Genomic DNA, 22,710 nt, shown 5'->3' on the forward strand with positions numbered 1-22,710 from the left:
ACGGATCGGCCCAGGTGGGCCCGCTGCGGAGGACGAAATCGGTGAGGGCCACCGCCCCATCGTGCCCACTGCCGGGGCACGCCGGAAGCGGTTCGGGCGGGTCGGTCGGCGACCGGGCCGGGGCGGGCGGCCGATCGGGTGGGGAGCGGACCCGCGCACGATCGGGCATGTGATTAGGCTGGCTGCATGACCGGTGGACTGCAGCCGCGACGCATCGCGTTGATCTCGGTGCATACCTCACCGCTGGCGCAACCGGGCACCGGCGACGCCGGCGGGATGAACGTCTACGTGTGGCAGACCGCGCGGCGCCTGGCGCGCCGCGGGGTCGAGGTGGAGATCTTCACCCGGGCCACCTCGTCGGCCGACCGGCCCGTGGTCCAGGCCGCCCCCGGTGTCCTGGTCCGGCACGTGGAGGCCGGACCGTTCGACGGCCTGGACAAGCGCGATCTGCCCGGCCAGCTGTGCGCCTTCTCGGCGAACGTGCTGCGCGCCGAGGCGGCGCAGGCGCCCGGCTACTACGACCTGATCCACTCGCACTACTGGCTCTCCGGGCAGGTGGGCTGGCTCGCGCGGGACCGCTGGAAGGTGCCGCTGGTGCACACGGCGCACACTCTCGCCGCGGTGAAGAACGCCTCGCTGGCCGGCGGGGACACCGCCGAGCCGCTGGGCCGCGTGATCGGCGAACGGCAGGTGATCACCGAGGCGGACCGGCTGATCGCCAACACCCGCACCGAAGCCGCCGAGCTGATCGACCTGTACGACGCCGACCCGGACAAGATCGACGTCGTGGTCCCGGGAGCGGACCTGGACTGTTACCTGCCGGGGGACCGCGCCGCCGCCCGCGCCGCCCTTGGGCTCGATCCCGACGACGTGCTGGTCACCTTCGTCGGCCGCATCCAGCCGCTGAAGGCCCCCGACGTGCTGCTGGCCGCCATGGCCCCGCTGATCCGCGCCGACCTCACCGGCCGGCTGCGGCTGCTGATCGTCGGCGGCCCCTCGGGTACCGGTCTGGAACGCCCGGCGGCGCTGGCGGAGCTGGCGGCGACCATGGGTGTCGCCGATCGCGTCACCTTCTTCCCGCCGCAGGCGCCCGAGCGGCTCGCGCAGGTGTACCGCGCGTCGAATCTGGTCGCCGTTCCGAGTTTCTCCGAGAGCTTCGGGCTGGTCGCCGTCGAGGCGCAGGCGTGCGGGGTACCGGTGATCGCCGCCGAGGTCGGCGGGCTCGGCGTCGCGGTGGACGACGGCATCACCGGACGGCTGGTCCCCGGGCACGACATCGACGTGTGGACCCGGGAGCTCGCCGGACTGCTCGGCGATCCGGAGCGGCTGGAGCGCTACGGCGCCGCCGCGGTCGGGCACGCCCGCGGCTTCTCGTGGGAGCACACCACCGACGCGCTGCTGGCCTCGTACACCGCGGCCATGGATCACTTCCCGTCCGGCCCGGCCCGGCGCGGGGCCCTGGGGCGCCGCCGCGCCCGGGGCTGGCTCAAGAATCGACCGAGGATGGCAGGATGACCGACTCCGCGACCACCAATCTGGCGGCCCTGGAGACCGCGCTCACCGACTCGGGAATCGAGTACGAGCGCAAGGCCTCAGACACCGCGCGCGCCGAACACGTGATCGTCGAACTGCCCGGGGAGCGCAAACTCAAGACCACCGTGCTGCTGACCGCGGGCGTGCACGGCGTCCGGGTGGAGGCCTTCGTCTGCCGCCGCGCCGACGAGAACCACACGGCCGTCTACCGCTACCTGCTGACCCGAAACCGGCGCCTGTACGGCGTGGCCTACACACTCGACAACATCGGCGACATCTATCTGGTCGGCCGGATCTCCAGCGAGGCCCTCACCCGCGACGAGATCGACCGGATCCTGGGGCAGGTGCTCGAGGCCGCCGACGGCGACTTCAACAAGATCCTCGAGATCGGTTTCCTCACCTCCATCCACCGCGAGTGGGCCTGGCGCACCGCCCGCGGCGAATCGCGGGCCAACCTGAAGGCCTTCGAGCATCTGATCGATCCGGACAAGCTGCCCGAGATCGGCCCGCTGCCCGACGACGCGCCGGCGCCGGTGGACGAGGCCTCTCCGGGAGGCGGGGAGATCGACTGACCCGATCGCCGGCCGGTCCCGGGAGACCGCTGCCACCGAGCGCGCGGCGACGCAGAAACCATGACAATAGAGATTGTTACGATTATGCCGTTATCCACAACTGGAGGATGTCCATGAGCTTTCGCAATCCGTACGACGACGTCGAGATCCCGAATGTCAGCGTGTACGACTACCTGTTCGGTTCCATCGCCGAGGGCGATCTGGACCGGATCGCGCTGATCGATTCCAAGACCGGTGCCACCACCACCTACCGCCAGCTCATCGGCCAGATCAACGCGGCCGCCGGTGCACTGGCCGCGCGCGGTGTGGGGGTCGGCGACGTGGTGGCGGTGCTCTCGCCGAACATCCCGGCGTTCGCCACGGTGTTCCACGGGATCCTGCGGGCAGGCGGTACCGCGACCACGCTCAACGCGCTGTTCACCGCCAACGAGATCGGCAAGCAGCTGGTCGACTCGAAGGCCAAGCTGCTGGTCACCATCTCGCTGATGGGCCCGCAGGCCCTCGAGGCCGCGCGGGCGGTGGGGATCGCCGACGAGAACGTGATCATCCTCGACGGTGAAGGCCAGGCCGCCGGCGGTCATCCGAACGCCGCGGACCTGCTGGGCGCGGGGCTGCCGGCCCCGTCGGTCGAGTTCGATCCGGCCACCCACGTCGCGGTGCTGCCGTACAGCTCGGGCACCACCGGCAACCCCAAGGGCGTCATGCTCAGCCACCGCAATCTGGTGGCGAACGTCGCCCAGATCGAGCCGCTCAACGGCATGACCGCCGACGACGTGGTGCTCGCGGTGCTGCCGTTCTTCCACATCTACGGCATGACGGTGCTGCTCAACGCCGCCCTCAAGGCCCGCGCGGCGCTGCTGGTGATGCCGCGCTTCGACATGGTCGAGTTCCTCGAGGGGGTCCAGCAGCACAAGGTCACCTACGCCTTCATCGCACCGCCGGTCGCCGTCGCCCTCGCCAAGCACCCGGTGGTCGACAACTACGACCTCTCGTCGATCCACACCATGCTCTCCGGTGCCGCGCCGCTCGATGCGGAACTGGGCAACGCCGTCGCCGCCCGCCTGGACCTGACCATGCTGCAGGGCTTCGGCATGAGCGAGCTGTCCCCGGTCAGCCACCTGATGCCGTTCGACCGCGGCGAGAAGCTGGTCGGCGTGCGGGCGCCGCTGTCGTCGGTGGGCTGGGCGGTGCCCAACACCGAGAACCGCATCGTCGACCCCGGCACCGGTGAGGACGTGGAGATCCCCGCCGACGGCGTCTCGGCGGCCGGAGAACTGTGGGTGCGCGGCCCCAACGTGATGGTCGGCTACCTCAACAACGAGCAGGCCACCGCCGACACCATCGACGCCGACGGCTGGCTGCACACCGGTGACATGGCCACCGTCGACGCCGACGGCTGCGTCACCATCGTCGACCGGCTCAAGGAACTCATCAAGTACAAGGGCTACCAGGTGCCCCCGGCCGAGCTGGAGGCGCTGCTGCTGACCCACCCGCAGATCGCCGACGCCGCCGTCGTGGGCGCCCACGACGAGGACGGCGAAGAAGTGCCCAAGGCCTTCGTGGTGGTCGCCGAGGGCGCCGAGCTCACCGCCGAGGAGGTGATGGCGTTCACCGCCGAACGCGTCGCCCCGTACAAGAAGGTGCGCCAGGTGGAGTTCATCTCCGCGGTGCCCAAGTCGGCTTCGGGCAAGATTCTCCGTAAGGATCTGCGCAAGTAGCCGCGGTGCGTCCGGCGTGGCTGCGGGCGGCCTGGTCGCTGCTGGGCCTGCTCGCAGTCGCCGGTGCGGTCTGGGTCGCGAACCAGCCCGTCTCGAGCGTCTCGATGTCGTGCGGCAAGTCCGGTGACCTCTGGCTTGACGGCGCACCGCACGGGGCCGATTGCTCCGACTCGATCGTCTCGGTGATCGGCTATGGGCCGCCGGTGGCCCTGGGGCTCCTCCTGGCCGTGCCGCCGTTGCTCGCCGCGGCCGCGATGCGTCGCTGGGTATCGTGCCTGGCGGTCGCGCTGCTGGTGATCCTGACGTTCGTGGGACTCACCCGGTGGTCAGATTTCTGGGGCTACCTGCTGGGTGCTTTCCCGCTGGCAACGGGCGCGGCGGTACTCGCCGCACTGTCGATCGGGTCGCCTCGCAGGTCACCGGGCCGCGCCGGAAGTGCTGTGGAATGATGAGAGCATGAGCAACGGCAAGCTGATTCTGATGCGTCACGGCGAGAGCGAATGGAACGCCTCCAACCAGTTCACCGGCTGGCAGGACGTCGATCTGACCGAGAAGGGCCGCGCCGAAGCGGTGCGCGGCGGCGAACTCCTGGTGGAGAACGATCTGCTGCCCGACGTGCTCTACACCTCGCTGCTGCGCCGCGCGATCACCACGGCGAACCTCGCCCTGGACGAGGCCGACCGCCACTGGATCCCGGTGGTGCGCGACTGGCGCCTCAATGAGCGGCACTACGGCGCGCTGCAGGGCCTGAACAAGGCCGAGACCAAAGAGAAGTACGGCGACGAGCAGTTCATGAAGTGGCGCCGCAGCTACGACACCCCGCCGCCGGCCATCGACCCCGACGACGAGTACAGCCAGACCGGCGACCCGCGCTACGACGGCATCGCGGTGCCGCTGACCGAGTGCCTGCAGGACGTCGTGATGCGCCTGATCCCGTACTACAACGAGACCATCGCCGCCGACCTGCGCGCCGGCAAGACCGTTCTGGTGGCCGCGCACGGCAACTCGCTGCGCGCCCTGGTCAAGCACCTCGACGGCATCTCCGACGAGGACATCGCCGAGCTCAACATCCCGACCGGCAATCCGCTGGTCTACGAGCTCGACGAGGACCTGCGCCCGATCACCCCGGGCGGCCGCTACCTGGACCCGGAGGCCGCCGCCGCGGGTGCCGCGGCGGTGGCCGCTCAGGGCTCCAAGTAGCCCGGGCACCGAACGGTTCCCTCGGCTACATTGGATGTATGACTGACGGGGCTATCACGGTGACGCATCTGTCCGATCGGGAGCGTTACCACGCGGAGATCGACGAAGGCGGTGCGCCGGTCGAGGTCGGCTACATCGACTACACGCGGGATCCCAATCATCCCGACGGTGATCATCTGGCATTGACCCACACGGTCGTCTACGACCGCTTCGGCGGCCGCGGCTACGCCGCCGAGCTGGTCCGTCAGGTCCTCGACGACGTGCGCGCCAGCGGCAACAAGGTGGTTCCGGTCTGCTCGTACGTGGTGCGCTACCTGGAGAAGCACCCCGAGTACTCCGATCTGGTGGTCTCCTCCACCCGCTCCTGACCCGCTGATCGAGCTTCGGCGATCGGGCAGGCGCACCGACTCGGGTCGCCCGCGCACCACTTTCGAATACGCGCACTCGGCCGAAGTCGCATATCCGAAGTCAATGCGCGGGAGTCCTCTGAGCGGCCGGCCGGCCGGTTCGGCGGCCCGCGGCGTTCACCTTCCGGACACGCGGGAGAATGATTCGTGAACAGCGCTCGAACCGGGTCGTCTGAAGTCGCCCCCGCGGGTTGACTGGCCGTAGACTGCCGGTTGTGTCCGAGTCCACGGGTAGGGTCAGCGCGTCCGCTGACCGAATCGCCCCCGGCGTCGCAGGCCCGGCCTTTGTCGACGAGGGTGCCATCACCTTCAACTCCGACGGTTCGGTCTCGCGCGGCGGACTCCTGAACCTCCTGGTCGCCCACTCCGAATCGGGGCTGGCCGTGGTGGACGCCGACCACAGCATCGTCCTGTTCAACCAGCGCGCGGTGGAACTCGGCCTGCTCCGCGACGTGCTGGCCGATCCGGTGGCAGAGGTGGTCAACGAGGTCTTCGCCACCGGGGTGGACCGCCACTTCGACTTCGTGCCGCCGATCTCGGCGATGGGCTTCGTCTCCACCGGCCGCACCATGCCGCGCACCATCGAGAACGTGCGCTGCGTGGTCCGTCTCGCCGAGCACGGCACCTCTCGCTACGCCCTGGTGTACGGCGACGACGACTCCACCAACCTGCGGGTGGAGGCCACCCGCCGAGACTTCGCCGCCAACGTCTCCCACGAACTGAAGACGCCGCTCGGCGCGATCAGCCTGATGGCCGAGGCCATGCTCGAGTCGCGCGACGATCCCGAGGCCGTCGAGCACTTCGGGCACCGCGTCCTGCACGAGGCGACGCGCATGAGCAACCTGATCAACGAGCTGATCGGGCTGTCCCGCCTGCAAGAGGGCCGGATCGAGGAGTTCTCCACCGTCGACGTCGACTCCCTGGTGGAGGACGCGATCGGATCGGCCTCCGTCAGCGCCGAGGTGGCACAGATCGAACTGGTCCGCGACGAGCCGTCCGGGTTCACGCTCCCCGGCGACCGGACGCTGCTGCTGACCGCGCTCAGCAATCTGCTGGTCAACGCCATCAACCATTCCCCGACCGGCGAGGTGGTCTCGGTCAGCCGCAAGCTGGTGGACGTGAACGACGACGCGATGGTCGCCATCGCCGTCACCGACCGCGGCCTGGGCATCGCCCCCGCGGACCAGCAGCGCGTCTTCGAGCGCTTCTTCCGCGTCGACAAGGCCCGCTCGCGCGCCACCGGCGGCACCGGCCTGGGCCTGGCGATCGTCAAACACGTCGCCGCCAGCCACGGCGGCCACATCGGACTGTGGAGCAAGCCCGGTACCGGCTCCACGTTCACCCTGTACATCCCCATTGAGAAGTCCCCAGAAGCGGAGGAACGCACGCCTTGACGCACGTACTCATCGTCGAAGACGAGGAAGCTCTCGCCGATCCACTGGCCTTCCTCCTGCGCAAGGAGGGCTTCGAGGCCAGCATCATCAACGACGGCTCCGAGGCGCTCGCCGCCTTCGAGCGACTCGGCCCCGACATCGTTCTTCTCGACCTCATGCTCCCGGGGGTGTCCGGCACCGAGATCTGCAAGGGCATCCGTGCCAAATCGTCCACCCCGGTCATCATGGTGACCGCCCGCGACAGCGAGATCGACAAGGTCGTGGGGCTGGAACTGGGCGCCGACGACTACATCACCAAGCCGTACTCCGCGCGCGAACTGATCGCCCGTATCCGCGCCGTGCTCCGCCGCGGTGGAGTGGTGGCCGACGACGACGATGCCGCCATCGGCGTGCTCGAGCTGGGGCCGGTCCGGATGGACGTGCAGCGTCACACCGTCACCGTTTCGGGCAACGAGGTGACCCTGCCGCTGAAGGAGTTCGACCTCCTCGAATATCTGCTGCGCAACGCCGGCCGGGTGCTCACCCGAAGCCAGCTGATCGACCGGGTGTGGGGCGCGGACTACGTCGGCGACACCAAGACGCTGGACGTGCACGTCAAGCGGCTGCGTTCCAAGATCGAGCCCGACCCGTCGCACCCGCGGCACCTGATCACGCTGCGCGGCCTGGGCTACAAATTCGAGCCGTGAGCCCGGCGGGGCACCGGGGTCAGAGCTGCTCGTACTTCAGGTCGGTGGTGCGGCGGGTGGTTGCGGCCGCGGTCGCCGGATGGACCGCGACGATGCCCAGCTGGGTGCGGCGCCGGCAGGCCCGGGCGAGCTCGGAGTAGGCGTCGGCGCCCAGCAGTTCGGTGAGCTCGGGCGCGTACGACTCGAAGACCGGCGTCGCCCCCACGTGCGCGTCCGGGGAGCCCGAGCAGTACCAGGACAGGTCGTGACCGCCCTCGCCCCAGCCGCGGCGGTCGTATTCGGTGATCGTGGTCTTGAGGATCTCGGTGCCGTCGGGGCGGGTGATCCACTCCTGTTCGCGGCGCACCGGCAGCTGCCAGCACACGTCCGGCTTCACCGTCAGCGGCTCGATCCCGCGCTTGAGCGCCACCGCGTGCAGGGCGCAGCCCGGTCCGGCGGCGAACCCCGGCCGGTTCAGGAAGATGCAGGCGCCCTTGTGGGTGCGGGTCTTGAGGGCCGGCTCGTCGTCGAGGTCGCCCTCCTCCAGGTAGCCGCGCGGACCGAGCGGATCGTCCCCGGACCCCTTCTTGTGGAACTGCCAGTCGTCGGGGGTCAGCATGGCCACCCCGCCGGCCAGCCGTTCCCGGTCCTCGTCGTCGGTCAGATAGGCGCCGTGGGTGCAGCAGCCGTCGTCGCCGCGGCCGTCGACGATGCCCTGGCACGCGGGCGTCCCGAACACGCACGACCACCGCGACAACAACCAGGTCAGGTCGATGCTGATCAGATGCTCGGGGTCGGCGGGATCGATGAACTCGTACCACTCGCGCGGAAAGTCGAGAGGTACCTCGGGCGCGGGCTGTGCGCCGGTGTGATCGGAGGACACAGCGCCCCACGGTAGTCCCTGGGTCGCATCGGCGCCGCCCGCGCAGTAATTTGATGTCGGTGAGACTCGGAGTGCTCGATGTGGGCAGCAATACGGTGCACATGCTCGTGGTGGATGCGCAGGCGGGTGGTGCACCGACGGCGATGAGTTCCACCAAGGCGGTCCTCCGCCTGGCCGAGCAGATCGACGACGACGGCCGGATGACGGACGAGGGCTCCAGTGTCCTGGTCTCCACCGTCGAAGACTTCACCAAGATCGCCACCTCGTCCGGCTGCGGCGAGATCATGGCGTTCGCGACGTCCGCGGTGCGCGATGCGACCAACACCGACGAGGTGCTGGCCCGCATCAAGGCCACCTCCGGCCTGGACGTGGTGGTCCTCAGCGGCGTCGACGAGGCCCGCCTCACCTCGCTGGCGGTCCGCCGCTGGTACGGCTGGCAGGCCGGCCGCATCCTGGCCCTGGACATCGGTGGCGGTTCCCTGGAGATGAGCAACGGCGTCGACGAGGAACCCGACATCGCGATCTCGCTGCCGCTGGGCGCGGGGCGGGTCACCCGCGAATGGATTCAGGAGGATCCGCCCGACCGCCGCCGGGTGGCGGTGCTGCGCGACTGGCTCGACGCCGAACTCCGTGGACCCGCGAAGGAACTCAAGTCGCCGGGCAAGCCGCACCTGGCGGTCGGCTCCTCCAAGACCTTCCGCTCGCTGGCCCGGCTCACCGGCGCGGCTCCGTCGAGCGCCGGCCCACGCGTCAAACGCACCGTGACCCAGGACGGCATCCGGCAGTTGATCGCTTTCATCTCGCGGATGACGACGGCCGACCGCGCCGAGCTGGAGGGCGTCAGCGCCGATCGGGCCCCGCAGATCGTCGCCGGTGCGTTGGTGGCGGAGGCGGCGATGCGGGCCCTCGGTGTGGATAGACTCGAGATATGTCCGTGGGCGCTGCGTGAAGGAGTCATTCTGCGGCGGCTCGACAGCGAGCCTGCCGGACCGATGACCATCGCCCCTTAGGATTGTCCGATATCCGCGAAGAGCTTCTTCGCGTGCGCGACGAGCAGGATGGAGTGGCTGCCGATGGCAAAAGAGTCTGATCCGGATTCCCGTCCGATCACCGTCGAGGAGCTGATCGCCCGAACGTCGGACGAGAACGCTTTTCCGCGCGCCGACTCGCTGTCGGTGCGCCGCGCCGCGACGGGCCGCAAGGCGGCTTCCGCCGACGACAGCGGACCCACCGCGTCGGGCATGCCCGGATACACGCCGCCGCCCGCCAAGACCCGCAACCGCGTGGTCGGTGCCAGCGGCATGCCCGCCTACACCCCGTCCGGCGATGCGAAGCGCCCGGCGGATTCGGCCAACGTGGTCACCGGCATCATCCCGGTGGTCTCCGGCGGAGAGGACGACTCCGATCGGCTGGACACCGGTGAGCTCCGGGCCGTCGACCCCGACGATCTGCTCGGCGAGGACCTGCCGTCCGGCGGACAGCCCGCCGACGACCGTGCGTCCCGCACCGACACCGGGACGATTCCCGCCGCCGCGGCCGCCGTGGGGGCCGCCGGGGCCGGTACCGACGAAGGCGATGAGACGGCCGTCGCCGACGCCGCCGACGGCTTCGACGATTTCGACGACAACGATGACGCCGAGGGTGGCGACCACCTGGCGAGCAGCGACGAACTGGAGGCCGCCCAGCGCGCCGACGCCGAGACCGCCGAGTCCGCGACGGACACCGACGAGGATTCCGCCGCCGACCGCAGCCCGATCTGGAGCTGGCTCGGCCTGATCGGCGAGGTGATCCTCGGCGTGGCCGTCGGCGCCGGCCTGTTCTGGGGCTTCACCGTGCTGTGGAAGCAGTACGTCTACTTCGCCCTGATCCTGGCGGTGCTGGTGATCTTCGCGATCGTCACCTTCGCCTATGTGCTGCGCAAACGGGACCTGCCGACCACCTTGCTGGCGCTCGCCGTCGGACTGATCGTCACCATCGGTCCGCTGGTCCTGCTGGTGTAGCTGCGGCGAAGAAGACGACCCCTTGCGCTCAGAGATCCCGATCGGCCTGTCCACGGCCTCGGTCTATCCGCAGAACACCGAGGCCGCGTTCGCGTACGCCGCGGAGACCGGCTACGACGGCATCGAGTTGATGGTGTGGTCGGATCCGGTGAGCCAGGACGTCTCCCACGTCGCTCACCTCTCGCAGAAGTATCAGGTCCCCGTGCTGTCGGTGCATGCGCCCTGCCTGCTGATCAGCCAGCGGGTGTGGGGGCGCGATCCGTCGGCCAAGCTGGTGCGTTCGGTGCAGGCGGCCGAAGACCTCGGGGCCGACACCGTGGTGGTGCACCCGCCGTTCCGCTGGCAGCGCGACTACGTGCGCGGCTTCGGCCGCCTGGTGCGCCGGCTGGAAGCCGAGAGCGACGTGAAGGTGGCGGTGGAGAACATGTTCCCGATGCGCGCCGACCGGATCTTCGGTGCGGGCGCCCGGTCCGCGCAGCGCATGGCCGAACGCGGCGGTGCCCCCGGACTGAGCGCTTCGGCGTTCGGGCGATCGATCGATCCCACCGACGACGGCTACGACCACTACACGCTGGATCTGTCGCACGCGGCGACCGCCGGGGTGGACGCGCTGGAGATGCTCGACCGGATGGGGCCCGGCCTGGCGCACCTGCACCTGACCGACGGCACCGGGGCGGCCACCGACGAGCACCTGATCCCCGGCGACGGCACCCAGCCGTGCATCGAGGTCTGCCGCTCGCTGGCCGAGGGCGACTTCGACGGCGCCGTGGTGCTCGAGGTGCACACCGGCTCGGCCAAGAGCAAGGCCGAGCGCCGTGCCATGCTGACCCGATCACTGGAATTCGCGCGGCGGCACCTGGACCGCAGCGCCGCAGAGGAGAACAATGTCGACCGCGCTCGCTGAGCTGCTGGACTTGGAGACGACCGACCGCCGCGGCGACGGCGCCGTGGTCTACCGGGGAGTGATCTCCCCGGTGTTCACCATCGGCCCCAAGGTGCACGGCGGCAGCCTGCAGATGATGGTCGCGGCCGCCGCCCGCGACGCGCTCGCGCTCACCTGGGACCGCGACCCGGAACTGCTGGACGGCGTCGTCGCGATCGCCGTCTCGAGCGACTACCTGGCCGCCCCCGACCCGGCCGAGGTCCAGCTGGCGGTCCGCATCGTCAAACGGGGCCGCACGGTCAGCCTGGCGCAGGTGGACGTGACCCAGGGTGAACGGACCATGGTCGTCAGCACCGTCACCCTCGGCCGCCCCGACTCCGGGGTGGCCCATCACCGCGCCGGCACCGTCCTCGACGACCTGCCGGTGAGCCCGGGCGAGGATGCGGTGCAGATCGACGACTCGCCGATGGGGAAGGTGATGCACCTGGCGCCCGCCCTGGACCTGGCCCTCGATCCGGCCTGGTTCCCGGCGATGCGCGGAGGCGTCGGTGACCCGGCCATCCGCGGCTGGACCCGCCCCAAGGACGGCCGGGAGCAGCCGCCGACGATGGCGCACGACTTCCCGGTGCTCGTGTGCGACATCTCGCCGCCGGTGGTGATGAACCTGGGGATGTTCGGCTGGGCGCCCACCGTGCAGCTCACCACCTATGTGCGGCGGCTGCCGGCGCCGGCCGGGCCCGGCGAGTCGGACTGGCTGCGCTTCGCCGCCACCAGCACGGAGGTGGGGCAGGGCATGTTCGCCGAGGACCACCTGGTGCTCGACCGGACCGGCGCGACGGTGGCGCAGTCGCGGCAGCTGGCGCTGATCCCGACCGGACGCTGACGCCGCCGGGCGGACACGCCGGCGCCGGCCCACAGTGCACGGCACGACAGGCTTTCACGACATAGACAGGACATGCTCCCCGGGCCCGCGAGGGCGTCCGGCGGGCGACGAGACGAAGGTGGAGACATGAGCGAGCGGATCGCGATCATCGGCGGCGGCAAGATCGGGGAGGCGCTGCTGGCCGGCCTCATCAACGCGGGCAAGCCGGTGAAGGACCTGGTGGTGGTGGAACGGTCGACCACGCGGGCCGCCGAGATCGCCGACGACTACGGAGTCCGGGTGACCCAGGACGGCCGGGACGCGGCCGAGAGCGCTCAGGTGGTGTTCCTCGCGGTGAAGCCGGACGCCGTGGAGTCGGTGCTGCGCGATCTGGCCCGCGCCGACGACGACGGCGAGACCGAGCGCATCACCGTCTCCCTGGTCGCCGGCATCCCGACCTCGCGGTACGAGGCCGCCCTGCCCGCCGGATCCCCGGTGATCCGGGTGATGCCCAATACCCCGATGCTGGTCAACGAGGCGATGAGCGCGATCAGCGGCGGCCGCTACGCCGACGAGGAACAGGTCGAGGTGGCCGTCCGGCTGATGGAGAGCGTCGGCCGGGTGATGGTGGTTCCGGAGAAGCAGATGGATGCGGTCACCGCGATCTCCGGTTCCGGACCCGCCTACTTCTTCCTGCTCGTCGAGGCGCTCACCGACGCCGGCGTCGGCCTGGGCCTCACCCGCGCGCAGGCGCTGGAACTGGCCACACAGACGATCAAGGGGGCCGGAGCGCTGCTCAGCGAGTCCGGGGCCACCCCGGTGGAGCTGCGGGCCGCGGTCACCTCGCCGGGCGGCACCACCGCCGCGGCGCTGCGCGAGTTCGAGCGCTACGGCCTCCGGCACGCGGTGAACGAGGCCGCCCGGGCCGCCGCCGAGTTCAGCAAACAGGCCGCACGTCGAGTCGACGTTGAGGGTTCGCGCGCCGGGATCTCCACGGCGGCCGAACGCGCCGAAGACGATCACTGAGCGACTGACCTGCGATAATCTCATGCCACGAGGGCCCGTCGGCAGATCCGACGCCAGAATTTAGCCACTCACGTCGCATATTTCACACCCGCCACGTTAAGCTCCAAGTAGCACGTACGTGTCTATGTCCGCCGGAGGGGAAGCCGGTGGCCGCGATGCGTGCACCGGAGGTTTATGTATTCATGGCTGCAGCAGACAAGCCTGGAGATAGGAATGACTTCGCCGAGGCCCGCGCCGGAGGCGCGAACTCGGCGTCGCAGTTCCTCACCGTCGCCGAGGTCGCCGCGCTGATGCGCGTCTCCAAGATGACCGTGTACCGCTTGGTGCACAACGGTGAGTTGCCGGCCGTTCGCGTCGGTCGTTCCTTCCGAGTGCACGCCAAGGCCGTGCACGACTACCTGGAGACCTCGTACTTCGACGCAGGCTAGAGGTCGATCGGCACGCCGCGGATCGCAAACCGTGCGGTCCGCGGCCCGATTTCGTCTCGAGTTCATCGAATCGCTAGTATGAATCCACGGGTCCCGGTCGCGCTGAGCGGGACTGGAGCGCCGCATTCGTCGTCGTCGATGCCGGACGCGGCCTACGGACCATCAGCAAGATCGTGAGGAGAGCCCCATGGGTTCAGTGATCAAGAAGCGCCGCAAGCGCATGTCGAAGAAGAAGCACCGGAAGATGCTTCGACGCACGCGAGTGCAGCGCCGCAAACTCGGTAAGTGATCGGCCCTCCGGGACCGATCGCCTGAAGAACCCGCCCAGCCTTGGGCGGGTTCTTCGTTGTGTATAGCCTGGTGTCATGTCTGAGCAGTCCGCACCGAACACCCCGCGTTCGGTGCTGGTGACCGGCGCGTCCACCTTTCTCGGCGGCTACCTGGTGGCCCGCCTCGCGGAGAACCCGGCGATCGAACGGGTGATCGCGGTGGACTCGCGCATCCCCAGCAAGACGCTCATGCGCCGGATGGGGCGCGCGGAGTTCCTGCGCCTGGACATCCGGCGCCCGGCGCTGGCCAAGGCGCTCGCCAGCTACGAGGTCGACACCGTGGTGCACGCCGCCCCGTCACTGATGGACGCGGCCGGGCATTCGGCCGCCATCAAGGAACTCAACGTGGTCGGCTCCATGCAGGTGTGCGCCGCCTGCCAGCGCACGCCCAGCGTCAAGCGGCTGATCCTGCGGTCGACGGCCATGATCTACGGCGCCAGCTCGGCCGATCCCGCCTACTTCGCCGAGGGCACGCGCGCCCGCCGCGAACCCAAACGCGGGTACGGCCGGGACATGCTCGACGTGGAGGGCTATGCGCGCGGGCTCGCGCGGCGCCGGCAGGACATCGACGTGACCATCCTGAGGCCGCAGGCGATCCTCGGTCCGCGGATCGCGACGCGGATGAGCGCCTATCTGTCGATGGGGCTGGTACCGGTGGTCTTCGGGCATCAGGCGCGACTGCAGTTCCTGCACGAGGAGGACGCTCTCGGCGCCCTCGAGTGGGCCACCCTGCGGCCGCGGCCGGGCACCTTCAACCTCGCCGGCGACGGCGTGGTGACTCTGGCGCAGGCCGTGCACCGCGCCGGGCACGTCCAGCTGCCCGTGCCGTCGCGTCTGCTGGCGCCGGTGGTCGGCGTCCTGCAGGAGGGCCGCGTCCCGTCGATCCGCACCGAGCAGGAGGGCTTCCTGGCCTTCGGCCGGGTGCTGGACACCACCCGGATGCGCACCGAACTGGGCTTCGAGCCGCGATACACCACGCTCGAAACGCTCGACGACTTCATCGAGCGGGGGCGCACGTCGCCGGTGATCGGGGCCGCCACCTGGCGGTCACTCGAACGGCGGGCAGTGTCCGCCGCCACAGCCGTGCAGTGACGGCCCACGTACCATGAACCACATCCCTGTGGCGGCGAATCGCCGGCCACAGGTACCGACCGACCCGGGGAGGGGGACACCGAGGCGTGGCTCCGATCGATAAGCCGGCCGATTCGCGTACCGCGAAGGTCATCTCGCTGTACACGGCCGATCCCCGTGTGCAGCGGACGCGCCAGGGACACCCCAACACCGATGGTTTCGGCACCGACGGCGGAGAGGTGGTCCCGATCAACAACGAGATCGTGCTGCCCGACGAGCCGGTCACCTCGCTCGACCCGGTGCGGCACTCGCCGCTGTTCAGCCTGGGCGGCATCCGGCACGCGATCGCCGACTCGCTGATCGCGACGTCCGGCTTCATCCGGGAACGGATGACCGGCGACTACGCGGTCGACGACTTCGGTTTCGACCCGCACTTCGCCGAATCGGTCTGGTTCCCCGCGGTGCGGCAGGTGTATCAGAAGTGGTTCCGCGTCGAGGTGACGGGCATGGAGAACGTGCCGGCCGAGGGGGCCGCGCTGCTGGTGGCCAACCACGCCGGCGCGATCCCGGTGGATGCGGTGATCTGCTCGGTGGCCGTGCGCGACAACCATCCCAACCAGCGCTATCTGCGCCCGCTGGCCGCCGACATGGCCTTCGACACCCCGGTGGTGAGTGAGCTCGCGCGCAGGATCGGCGCCACTCTGGCCTGCAACGACGACGCCGAGGCCCTCCTGCGTCAGGGGGAGTTGACCGGCGTGTGGCCGGAGGGGTTCAAAGGCATCGGCAAGATGTACAAGGACCGCTACAAGCTGCAGCGATTCGGCCGCGGCGGCTTCGTGACCACCGCGATCCGCACGCAGGCGCCGATCATCCCGGTCTCGATCGTCGGCTCCGAGGAGATCTACCCGATGATCGCCGACCTGAAGCCGCTCGCCCGCGCCCTGGGGCTGCCGTATTTCCCGGTGACCCCGCTGTTCCCGTGGCTCGGGCCGCTGGGCATGGTCCCGCTGCCGTCCAAGTGGCACATCCACTTCGGCCGACCCATCGACACCACCGGCTACGACGTCTCCGCCGCCGACGACCCGATGGTGGTCTTCGACCTCACCGACCACGTCCGCGAAGAGATCCAGCAGACGCTGTTCCGCATGCTCAGCCGCCGCGGCGGCGTGTATCTCGGCTGACCCTTCCGGCTGAACCGAACCGGGGGAGGCGTCAGCCGGTGTCGCCGGCCAGGCGCCGCACCGAGTCGGGCACCCGATCGCCGGTGTAGCCGTGCACCGCCCCGTACCGGGTGTGCACGTCCACCACGCCGGTCCAGTCGCCGGTCGACACCCCGGGGCCGCCGGTGCGCGCCTTGGCGATCCACTGCCCGTCGACGATCGGCAGCGCGAAGACGACGGTGGCGGCCAGGTCCCGCGCCGACGGCGGTGCCAGCTCGGCGGAGCGTCCCGGCACGACGGCGTCGGTGAGGGCGGCCAGGGCGGCCGCGGGATCGTCGCACGGCTTCACGTGCCCGCGCAGCACCGCCGAGCGGTAGTTGGCGGAGTGGTCCATCAGGGTGTCGGAGATCACCAGGCCGTCCAGCACGGTGACGGTGAGGGTGACCGGGGCCCCGGCAGCGATGTGGCGCAGGGCGCCGGCGCCGGTCGACCCGTGCAGGAGGACGTCGTCGCCCACCCGGGCGAAGGTCATCGGCACCGACCACGGCAGCGCGTCGACCACCGTCGACAGGGTGCCCACCCAGGTCGCGTCGAGCACCTCGTCGAGCAGGGCCCGGTCGCCCCGGCGGTCCCGTTTGCGCGTGAGATCACGCAGGATCTCGTCACTGTCGCTCATGGGGCCCATGGTGCTCGCCCCCGGGCGGGTGGACAACCCGGTTTCTCGTCCGGGCTCAGGCCCCGGTGGGCTCGCCCTTGGTGCGGTCGTGCAGCAGCTTGCTCACCACCACCGCCGAGCCGGCGGCCGCACCGACCACCATGGCCGTGCCGGCGCCGTACTTGGCGGCCTTGCGGGCGGTGCGGAAGTCGTACGATTCCCAGCCGCGCACCTTCGCCACGTCCCGCAGATCCGAATCGGGGTTGATCGCGACGGCGGTGCCCACCAGCGACAGCATCGGCACGTCGTTGTAGGAGTCGGAGTAGGCGGTGCAGCGCCGCAGATTCAGGCCCTCGCGGACGGCCAGCGAGCGGATGGCGTGCGCCTTGCCCGGGCCGTGCAGGATGTCGCCGACCAGGCGTCCGGTGAAGACGCCGTCCTCGCTCTCGGCGACGGTGCCGAGTGCACCGGTGAGCCCGAGGCGTTTGGCGATGGTCTGCGCGAGCTCCACCGGGGTGGCCGTCACCAGCCACACCTGCTGGCCGGCGGCCAGATGCCGCTGGGCCAGCGCCTGCGTGCCCGGCCAGATCTTGTCGGCGATGTACTCGTCGTAGATCTCTTCGCCGAGCGACACCAGTTCGTCGGTGGAGCGGCCGGCGATGAAGCTCAGCGCCTTGTCGCGGCCCTCGGCGACGTCGTCCATGTCCTCGCGCCCGGTCAGCCGGAACTTGGTCTGCTGCCAGACGAACTTCATGATGTCGTTGTACGAGAAGTACTTCCGGGCCGCCAGGCCGCGGGCGAAGAGCACGATCGAGGCCCCGTGGACCAGCGTGTTGTCGACGTCGAAGAAGGCGGCGGCGGTCAGGTCGGTGACCTGTCCCTCCCCGGTGCCGTCGACGTCGCCGTCGCCCTCGGGGATCCGTGCACGCAGCGAGTCGATCGCCGCGTTGGCCGAGGCCTCACCGGCCAGCACCTGGCGCAATTCGGTCGCGCTCTGCCGGAACCGGCCGGCCCGGTCGGACAGCCAGGCCGCCACGCGGCGGCTCTCCTCTTCCTCGGCCCGGGCCGCCTCGGCCTCCGCGGTCAGTCCGTCCGCGTCGGCCTCGGCGTCGTCGATCCGGTCGGCCAGCACCTGCTCGCCGTGCTGCTCGACGGCCAGCTCTTCGCTCTCCTGAATGTGCGCGCGCACGTCCTCGTCCTCGTCCCCGGTCACCCCCGGCTCGGGGTCGGTGTTCGGGTCCGCGGGCGTGGCGAACTCCTCGTCGCGCTCGGGAGAGTTGCGGCTCACGAGCCACCTCCTAGGTGTCGAGTGGAGCGGGTGGACTCCGGCGGCTCCAGCCTAGCCTGGCCGTCGGTCACCGGCCGGGCTCCGCGCGGGGCGTGACCAGACTCTCCAGCGCTAGACTCTACGGACGTGAGCGCAGCGCAGAATTCTCCGCCGGTGGTGACCCTGATGACCAGGGAGGGCTGCCACGCCTGTGCGGCCGCCCTGGCCGAACTGGAGACGATCCTGGCCGATTACGGGCTGTCGCCGCAGGTCCGAGACGTGGACCGGCTGGCCGAGGCCGGTGACCCCCTCCCGCGTGCCGAGTACGGCGACCGGGTGCCGGTGATCCTGCTCGACGGCGCCGAGCACGGGTACTGGGAGGTCGACGGCCCCCGGCTGCGGGCCGATCTGGACGCCCGCCGCTGACCGGCCGCGACGTGCGCGTTCACCGGGTCGATGGCGAGCCGCGGGGCCGGTGAACTAACCTGCGTACTACAAGCGGTCGCAGCCTGCGGGTGATTCTCGCCGATGCGGACGCTCTGCCACGCCAAGCGAGGAAACGGTGACAGCGTGAGTCTTTTGTTGTTCGGGGTCTCCCACCGGAGCGCACCCGTCCCGGTGCTCGAACGACTTTCGGTGTCCGAGTTCGACCGGCCCAAACTGGTCGACTCTCTGATGCAGTCGCACGTGGTCAGCGAGGCCATGCTGGTGTCCACCTGCAACCGCATCGAGTTCTACGCGGTGGTCGACGCCTTCCACCCGGCGCTGGAAGCGGTCGGCTCGGTGCTCGGCGAGCACTCGGGCCTGAACCTGGGCGAGATGACCGACCACGCCTACGTCCACTACTCCGAGGCCGCGGTGGAGCACCTGTTCACCGTCGCCGCCGGGCTGGATTCGATGGTGGTCGGCGAACAGCAGATCCTCGGTCAGATCCGCTCGGCCTACACCGCCGCCGACGAGAACCGCACCGCCGGCAGCACCCTGCACGAGCTGGCCCAGAAAGCGCTGCGCGTGGGCAAGCGGGTCCACTCGGAGACCGGTATCGACCGCGCCGGGGCCTCGGTGGTCTCGGTGGCCGTGCACCGCGCCCGCGCCGTCCGCGGCCAGGGACAGCCGCCCATGCGCCGCGCCGTCGTGATCGGCGCCGGCGCCATGGGCTCGCTGGCGACCAGCCAGCTGGCCCGCGAAGGCATCACCGACATGATCGTGGTCAACCGCACCGCCGACCGCGCCGCCGAACTCGCGGCGGGCGTCACCGAGCGTTACGGGATCTCCGCGCGCGGCGTGAGTCTGGACCACGTCGGCGAGGCGATGGCCGACGCCGACATCGTGGTGACCGCCACCGGTTCGGTGGTGCCGGTCCTGCAGGTGGGCGATGTCCACCAGGCCCTGCTGCGCCGCGCCTCGATGATCCCGCTGATGATCTGCGACCTCGGTCTGCCCCGCAACGTCGACCCGGCCGCCGGCCGGCTGCCCGGCGTCCACGTGATCGACATCGAGAGCCTGCGCGGCGACAGTGCCACCCGGGCGGCCGCCGAGGACGCCGCCGCGGCCCGCACCATCGTCGCCGGCGAACTGGCCGACTATCTCGCCGCCCAGCGCCAGGCCGAGGTGACGCCGACCGTCGCCGCGCTGCGCCAGCGCGCCGCCGACGTGGTCGAAGCCGAGGTGCTGCGCCTGCAGAGCCGGCTCCCCGAACTCGACGCGCAGCAACGCGACGAGGTGGCCAAGACCGTCCGGAGGGTGGCCGACAAGCTGCTGCACGCGCCCACCGTGCGGGTCAAGCAACTCGCGTCGGCCGGCAACGGCGATCACTACGCCGCCGCCCTGCGTGAGCTGTTCGAGCTCAAACCCGGCACCGCCGAGCAGGTGGCGGCCCCGGACGCGGGTCTGGAAGACATTCGCTGAGCCCGGCCTCCGCCGGCTCGGTTCCGCCCATCAGTTCGCGCCCGTTCCGGCCGCTCGGCGTCGCCGATCACGCGCCGGCAGGAAAGGATTCACCGTGTCCCAGAACTCCCGTCCCATCCGCATCGGCACCCGAGGTTCGCTGCTGGCGACCACCCAGGCGCAGGGCATCGCCGACCGCCTGATCGCCGCGGGGCATCCCGCCGAACTGGTGATCATCAGCACCGCGGGCGACACCTCCACCGCCCCGGTGGCCCAGATCGGCGTCGGCGTCTTCACCACCGCCATCCGCCTGGCCCTGCGCGAGGACGAATGCGACGTGGCGATCCACTCCTACAAGGACCTTCCGACCGCCCCCGAGCCGGACCTGGCGATGGCGGCGGTCCCCGAGCGCGTCGACCCGCGAGATGCGCTGGTCAGCCGGGGTGATCTGGTGCTCGGGCAGCTGCCGCCGGGGTCCACGGTGGGCACCTCGTCGCCGCGACGGGCCGCGCAGCTTAGAGCACTGGGTCTCGGTTTGGAAATTCGCCCCCTACGAGGCAACCTTGATTCTCGGTTGGGCAAAGTCGCGAACGGGGAACTGGACGCGGTGGTAGTCGCCCGAGCCGGACTGGTCCGCATCGGTCGTACCGAGGCGGTCACCGAGGCACTCGACCCCGTGGTCATGCTGCCCGCGCCGGCGCAGGGGGCTCTAGCCGTCGAGTGCCGTGCCGACGATGCCGAACTGGTGAGAATCCTCGCCGAGTTGGACGACCCGTCCACCCGCGCGGCGGTCGACGCCGAACGCGCGGTGCTCGCGGCCCTGGAGGCCGGGTGCACCGCTCCCGTCGGCGCCATCGCCGAGGTGGTCGAATCGATCGACGAGGACGGGCGCATCTTCGCCGAACTGTCGCTCCGTGCGGCAGCGGCGGCCGAAGACGGATCGGAGGTGATCCGTGCTTCGGTGGTGGGCCCGGTCGACCGGGCCGCTGAGCTGGGCAAGGATCTCGCCGCCGAACTGCTGGAGCGCGGCGCCGCCGCACTCGTCAACCCGGGGTCGTAAACCCGCGACCCGGACCGACGGCTCCCGCGGAGAACGAACTGCAGTCCCGAACGCGGGACAGGAGAGTGCCAACGCATGAGCCGTACCAAGAATGCTAAGCCCGGCCGGATTCTGTTCGTCGGGTCGGGTCCCGGTAATCCGGATCTGCTGACTGTGCGAGGCATGGAAGTGCTGGTCAACGCGACAGTGGCCTTCGTCGACCCCGACGTGCCGCAGGCGATCGTGGACCTGATCGGCTCGGCGCACGCCGTCGACGAGCCCGCACCCTCGCGCAACGGCCGCAAGAACGCCGTGCCGGAGCCCGAGGTCACCGACGCCGACGACGCCGAGCAGGTGGTGCGGCCCGCGCTGGGCGATCCCGCGCAGGTCGCCAAGACTCTCGTCACCGCGGCCCGCACCGGCACCGATGTGGTCCGCGTGGTGGCCGGGGATCCGATGACCACCGACGCCGTGCTGGCCGAGCTCACCGCCGTGGCCCGCACCACCGTCGCCTTCGAGGTGCTGCCCGGACTCCCGCACTCGTCCGTCGTCCCCGGCTTCGCCGGGCTGCCGCTGGGCTCCGGTCACACCGTCGCCGACGTGCGCGGCGAAGTGGACTGGGCCGCGCTGGCCGCCTCTCCCGGCCCGCTGGTGCTGCACGCCAGCGACGGCCACCTGGGCGAGATCGCCAGTGCGCTCACCGAACACGGCCTGGCCCCGCAGACGCCGGTCGCGATCACCGTCAACGGCACCACCTGCCAGCAGCGGACCGTGGAGGCGACGCTGGCCACGCTCACCGAGCAGGCCGTCGGCGCCGCCGGCTCGCTGATCCTGACCGTCGGCAAGCTGGTCGGTCAGCGCAGCAAGTTCTCCTGGTGGGAGTCGCGTGCCCTGTACGGCTGGACCGTCCTGGTGCCGCGCACCAAGGACCAGGCCGCCGACATGAGCGAGCGCCTGGTCTCGCACGGTGCCATCCCGCGGGAGGTGCCGACCATCGCCGTCGAGCCGCCGCGTAGCCCGGCGCAGATGGAGCGCGCCGTCAAGGGCCTGGTGGACGGCCGCTACCAGTGGATCGTGTTCACCTCCACCAACGCGGTGCGCGCAGTATGGGAGAAGTTCGCCGAGTTCGGTCTGGACGCCCGCGCCTTCTCCGGCGTGAAGATCGCCTGCGTGGGCGAGGCCACCGCGAACCGGGTGCGTTCCTTCGGCGTGGAACCGGAACTGCTGCCCAGCGGCGAACAGTCGTCGCTCGGCCTGCTCGAGGACTTCCCGCCGTACGACGAGGTCTTCGACCCGGTGGACCGGATCCTGCTGCCGCGCGCCGACATCGCCACCGAGACCCTCTCCGAGGGCTTGCGCGAGCGCGGCTGGGAGATCGACGACGTCACCGCCTACCGCACCGTGCGCGCGGCCCCGCCGCCCGCCGAGACCCGCGAGATGATCAAGACCGGCGGCTTCGACGCGGTCTGCTTCACCTCCAGCTCCACCGTCCGGAACCTGGTCGGCATCGCGGGCAAGCCGCACGCCCGCACCATCGTGGCGTGCATCGGGCCCAAGACCGCCGAGACCGCTCTCGAGTTCGGCCTGCGCGTGGACGTGCGGCCCGAGGACGCCTCGATCCCGGCGCTGGTGGATGCGCTCGCCGCGCACGCCGCCACGCTCCGCGCGGAGGGGGCGCTGCCGCCGCCGCGGAAGAAGTCCCGCCGGTCGCGTTCCTGACCTCACCGGCGC

At 70.5% G+C, this 22,710-nt stretch carries 24 protein-coding genes; 21 read left to right on the plus strand and 3 right to left on the minus strand.

All coding sequences use genetic code 11. From position 1 onward, the window contains the following. Positions 1 to 186 precede the first annotated feature (186 nt). From mshA to ABD732_RS03050, 8 genes are all read left to right on the plus strand, one after another. Positions 187 to 1,515, plus strand: coding sequence for a D-inositol-3-phosphate glycosyltransferase (gene mshA, locus ABD732_RS03015; RefSeq protein WP_344780479.1), 1,329 nt, complete (start codon positions 187 to 189; stop codon positions 1,513 to 1,515). Continuing rightward, positions 1,512 to 2,105, plus strand: coding sequence for a type III secretion system chaperone family protein (locus ABD732_RS03020; protein WP_344780481.1), 594 nt, complete (start codon positions 1,512 to 1,514; stop codon positions 2,103 to 2,105). Before mshA ends, ABD732_RS03020 begins: the two co-directional genes overlap by 4 nt. Before the next feature lie 113 nt (positions 2,106 to 2,218). After that, entirely contained in the window at positions 2,219 to 3,823 is a 1,605-nt protein-coding gene (locus ABD732_RS03025; RefSeq protein ID WP_344780483.1) for an AMP-binding protein, read from the plus strand. 5 nt (positions 3,824 to 3,828) lie between these two features. Next, positions 3,829 to 4,272 (plus strand): ABC transporter permease, encoded by a 444-nt coding sequence (locus ABD732_RS03030; RefSeq protein WP_344780485.1) that lies wholly within the window; start codon positions 3,829 to 3,831, stop codon positions 4,270 to 4,272. A gap of 7 nt (positions 4,273 to 4,279) precedes the next feature. Beyond that, positions 4,280 to 5,023 carry a phosphoglyceromutase gene (locus ABD732_RS03035; protein WP_344780487.1) on the plus strand — a complete coding sequence of 248 codons (744 nt, stop codon included), beginning with the start codon at positions 4,280 to 4,282 and terminating at the stop codon, positions 5,021 to 5,023. Positions 5,024 to 5,061: 38 nt separating this feature from the next. After that, positions 5,062 to 5,391 carry a GNAT family N-acetyltransferase gene (locus ABD732_RS03040; protein WP_344780489.1) on the plus strand — a complete coding sequence of 110 codons (330 nt, stop codon included), beginning with the start codon at positions 5,062 to 5,064 and terminating at the stop codon, positions 5,389 to 5,391. A 254-nt stretch (positions 5,392 to 5,645) separates the two neighbouring features. Further along, positions 5,646 to 6,824 (plus strand): sensor histidine kinase, encoded by a 1,179-nt coding sequence (locus ABD732_RS03045; RefSeq protein WP_425552969.1) that lies wholly within the window; start codon positions 5,646 to 5,648, stop codon positions 6,822 to 6,824. Further along, positions 6,821 to 7,510 carry a winged helix-turn-helix domain-containing protein gene (locus tag ABD732_RS03050; RefSeq protein ID WP_344780491.1) on the plus strand — a complete coding sequence of 230 codons (690 nt, stop codon included), beginning with the start codon at positions 6,821 to 6,823 and terminating at the stop codon, positions 7,508 to 7,510. Before ABD732_RS03045 ends, ABD732_RS03050 begins: the two co-directional genes overlap by 4 nt. 19 nt (positions 7,511 to 7,529) lie before the next feature. Here the strand turns inward: ABD732_RS03050 and ABD732_RS03055 are convergent, their stop codons facing one another. Continuing rightward, entirely contained in the window at positions 7,530 to 8,372 is an 843-nt protein-coding gene (locus ABD732_RS03055) for a DUF3109 family protein (RefSeq protein WP_344780493.1), read from the minus strand. Positions 8,373 to 8,431: 59 nt separating this feature from the next. Here ABD732_RS03055 and ABD732_RS03060 point away from each other — a divergent pair, with 59 nt between their 5' ends. The 9 genes from ABD732_RS03060 (at position 8,432) to ABD732_RS03100 (ending at position 16,152) form a co-directional block, all read left to right on the plus strand. Further along, positions 8,432 to 9,382: a Ppx/GppA family phosphatase gene (locus ABD732_RS03060; protein ID WP_344780495.1), complete on the plus strand. Its 951-nt coding sequence runs from the start codon at positions 8,432 to 8,434 to the stop codon at positions 9,380 to 9,382. A 63-nt stretch (positions 9,383 to 9,445) separates the two neighbouring features. Continuing rightward, the gene (locus ABD732_RS03065) at positions 9,446 to 10,372 is read left to right on the plus strand and encodes a GtrA domain-containing protein (protein ID WP_344780497.1); all 927 of its coding nucleotides are present in this window, start codon (positions 9,446 to 9,448) and stop codon (positions 10,370 to 10,372) included. Between the two features lie 22 nt (positions 10,373 to 10,394). Next, on the plus strand, positions 10,395 to 11,276 hold the full coding sequence (locus ABD732_RS03070) for a sugar phosphate isomerase/epimerase family protein (protein ID WP_344780499.1): 882 nt from the start codon (positions 10,395 to 10,397) through the stop codon (positions 11,274 to 11,276). Continuing rightward, on the plus strand, positions 11,257 to 12,138 hold the full coding sequence (locus tag ABD732_RS03075; RefSeq protein ID WP_344780501.1) for a thioesterase family protein: 882 nt from the start codon (positions 11,257 to 11,259) through the stop codon (positions 12,136 to 12,138). The genes ABD732_RS03070 and ABD732_RS03075 overlap by 20 nt, the downstream gene beginning before the upstream one ends. 126 nt (positions 12,139 to 12,264) lie before the next feature. Continuing rightward, the gene (gene proC / locus ABD732_RS03080) at positions 12,265 to 13,143 is read left to right on the plus strand and encodes a pyrroline-5-carboxylate reductase (RefSeq protein WP_344780503.1); all 879 of its coding nucleotides are present in this window, start codon (positions 12,265 to 12,267) and stop codon (positions 13,141 to 13,143) included. A 182-nt stretch (positions 13,144 to 13,325) separates the two neighbouring features. Continuing rightward, positions 13,326 to 13,571, plus strand: a complete 246-nt coding sequence (locus ABD732_RS03085) for a helix-turn-helix domain-containing protein (RefSeq protein WP_344780505.1) — start codon at positions 13,326 to 13,328, stop codon at positions 13,569 to 13,571. A 187-nt stretch (positions 13,572 to 13,758) separates the two neighbouring features. Beyond that, positions 13,759 to 13,860 carry a 30S ribosomal protein bS22 gene (locus ABD732_RS03090; protein ID WP_003855542.1) on the plus strand — a complete coding sequence of 34 codons (102 nt, stop codon included), beginning with the start codon at positions 13,759 to 13,761 and terminating at the stop codon, positions 13,858 to 13,860. Positions 13,861 to 13,936: 76 nt separating this feature from the next. Continuing rightward, positions 13,937 to 14,992 (plus strand): NAD-dependent epimerase/dehydratase family protein, encoded by a 1,056-nt coding sequence (locus tag ABD732_RS03095; RefSeq protein WP_344780507.1) that lies wholly within the window; start codon positions 13,937 to 13,939, stop codon positions 14,990 to 14,992. A 131-nt stretch (positions 14,993 to 15,123) separates the two neighbouring features. Beyond that, a complete protein-coding gene (locus ABD732_RS03100; protein ID WP_344781250.1) occupies positions 15,124 to 16,152 on the plus strand; it encodes a lysophospholipid acyltransferase family protein in 1,029 nt (342 codons plus the stop codon). A 31-nt stretch (positions 16,153 to 16,183) separates the two neighbouring features. Here ABD732_RS03100 and ABD732_RS03105 read toward each other — a convergent pair whose 3' ends face one another. Further along, complete coding sequence (locus ABD732_RS03105; RefSeq protein ID WP_344780509.1) at positions 16,184 to 16,807, minus strand: pyridoxamine 5'-phosphate oxidase family protein; 624 nt, start codon at positions 16,805 to 16,807, stop codon at positions 16,184 to 16,186. A gap of 55 nt (positions 16,808 to 16,862) precedes the next feature. After that, positions 16,863 to 18,074, minus strand: coding sequence for an HAD family hydrolase (locus ABD732_RS03110; RefSeq protein WP_425552970.1), 1,212 nt, complete (start codon positions 18,072 to 18,074; stop codon positions 16,863 to 16,865). Between the two features lie 165 nt (positions 18,075 to 18,239). Between ABD732_RS03110 and ABD732_RS03115 the strand changes: the two genes are divergently transcribed. From ABD732_RS03115 to ABD732_RS03130, 4 genes are all read left to right on the plus strand, one after another. After that, positions 18,240 to 18,479, plus strand: a complete 240-nt coding sequence (locus ABD732_RS03115; protein ID WP_344781254.1) for a glutaredoxin family protein — start codon at positions 18,240 to 18,242, stop codon at positions 18,477 to 18,479. A 144-nt stretch (positions 18,480 to 18,623) separates the two neighbouring features. Then, positions 18,624 to 19,961, plus strand: a complete 1,338-nt coding sequence (locus ABD732_RS03120; RefSeq protein ID WP_344780511.1) for a glutamyl-tRNA reductase — start codon at positions 18,624 to 18,626, stop codon at positions 19,959 to 19,961. A 94-nt stretch (positions 19,962 to 20,055) separates the two neighbouring features. Next, the gene (gene hemC, locus ABD732_RS03125) at positions 20,056 to 21,000 is read left to right on the plus strand and encodes a hydroxymethylbilane synthase (RefSeq protein WP_344780513.1); all 945 of its coding nucleotides are present in this window, start codon (positions 20,056 to 20,058) and stop codon (positions 20,998 to 21,000) included. A gap of 75 nt (positions 21,001 to 21,075) precedes the next feature. Further along, positions 21,076 to 22,698, plus strand: coding sequence for a bifunctional uroporphyrinogen-III C-methyltransferase/uroporphyrinogen-III synthase (locus tag ABD732_RS03130; RefSeq protein ID WP_344780515.1), 1,623 nt, complete (start codon positions 21,076 to 21,078; stop codon positions 22,696 to 22,698). Positions 22,699 to 22,710 lie beyond the last annotated feature (12 nt).

Source organism: Gordonia caeni, from assembly GCF_039537105.1.
Classification (GTDB): domain Bacteria; phylum Actinomycetota; class Actinomycetes; order Mycobacteriales; family Mycobacteriaceae; genus Gordonia; species Gordonia caeni.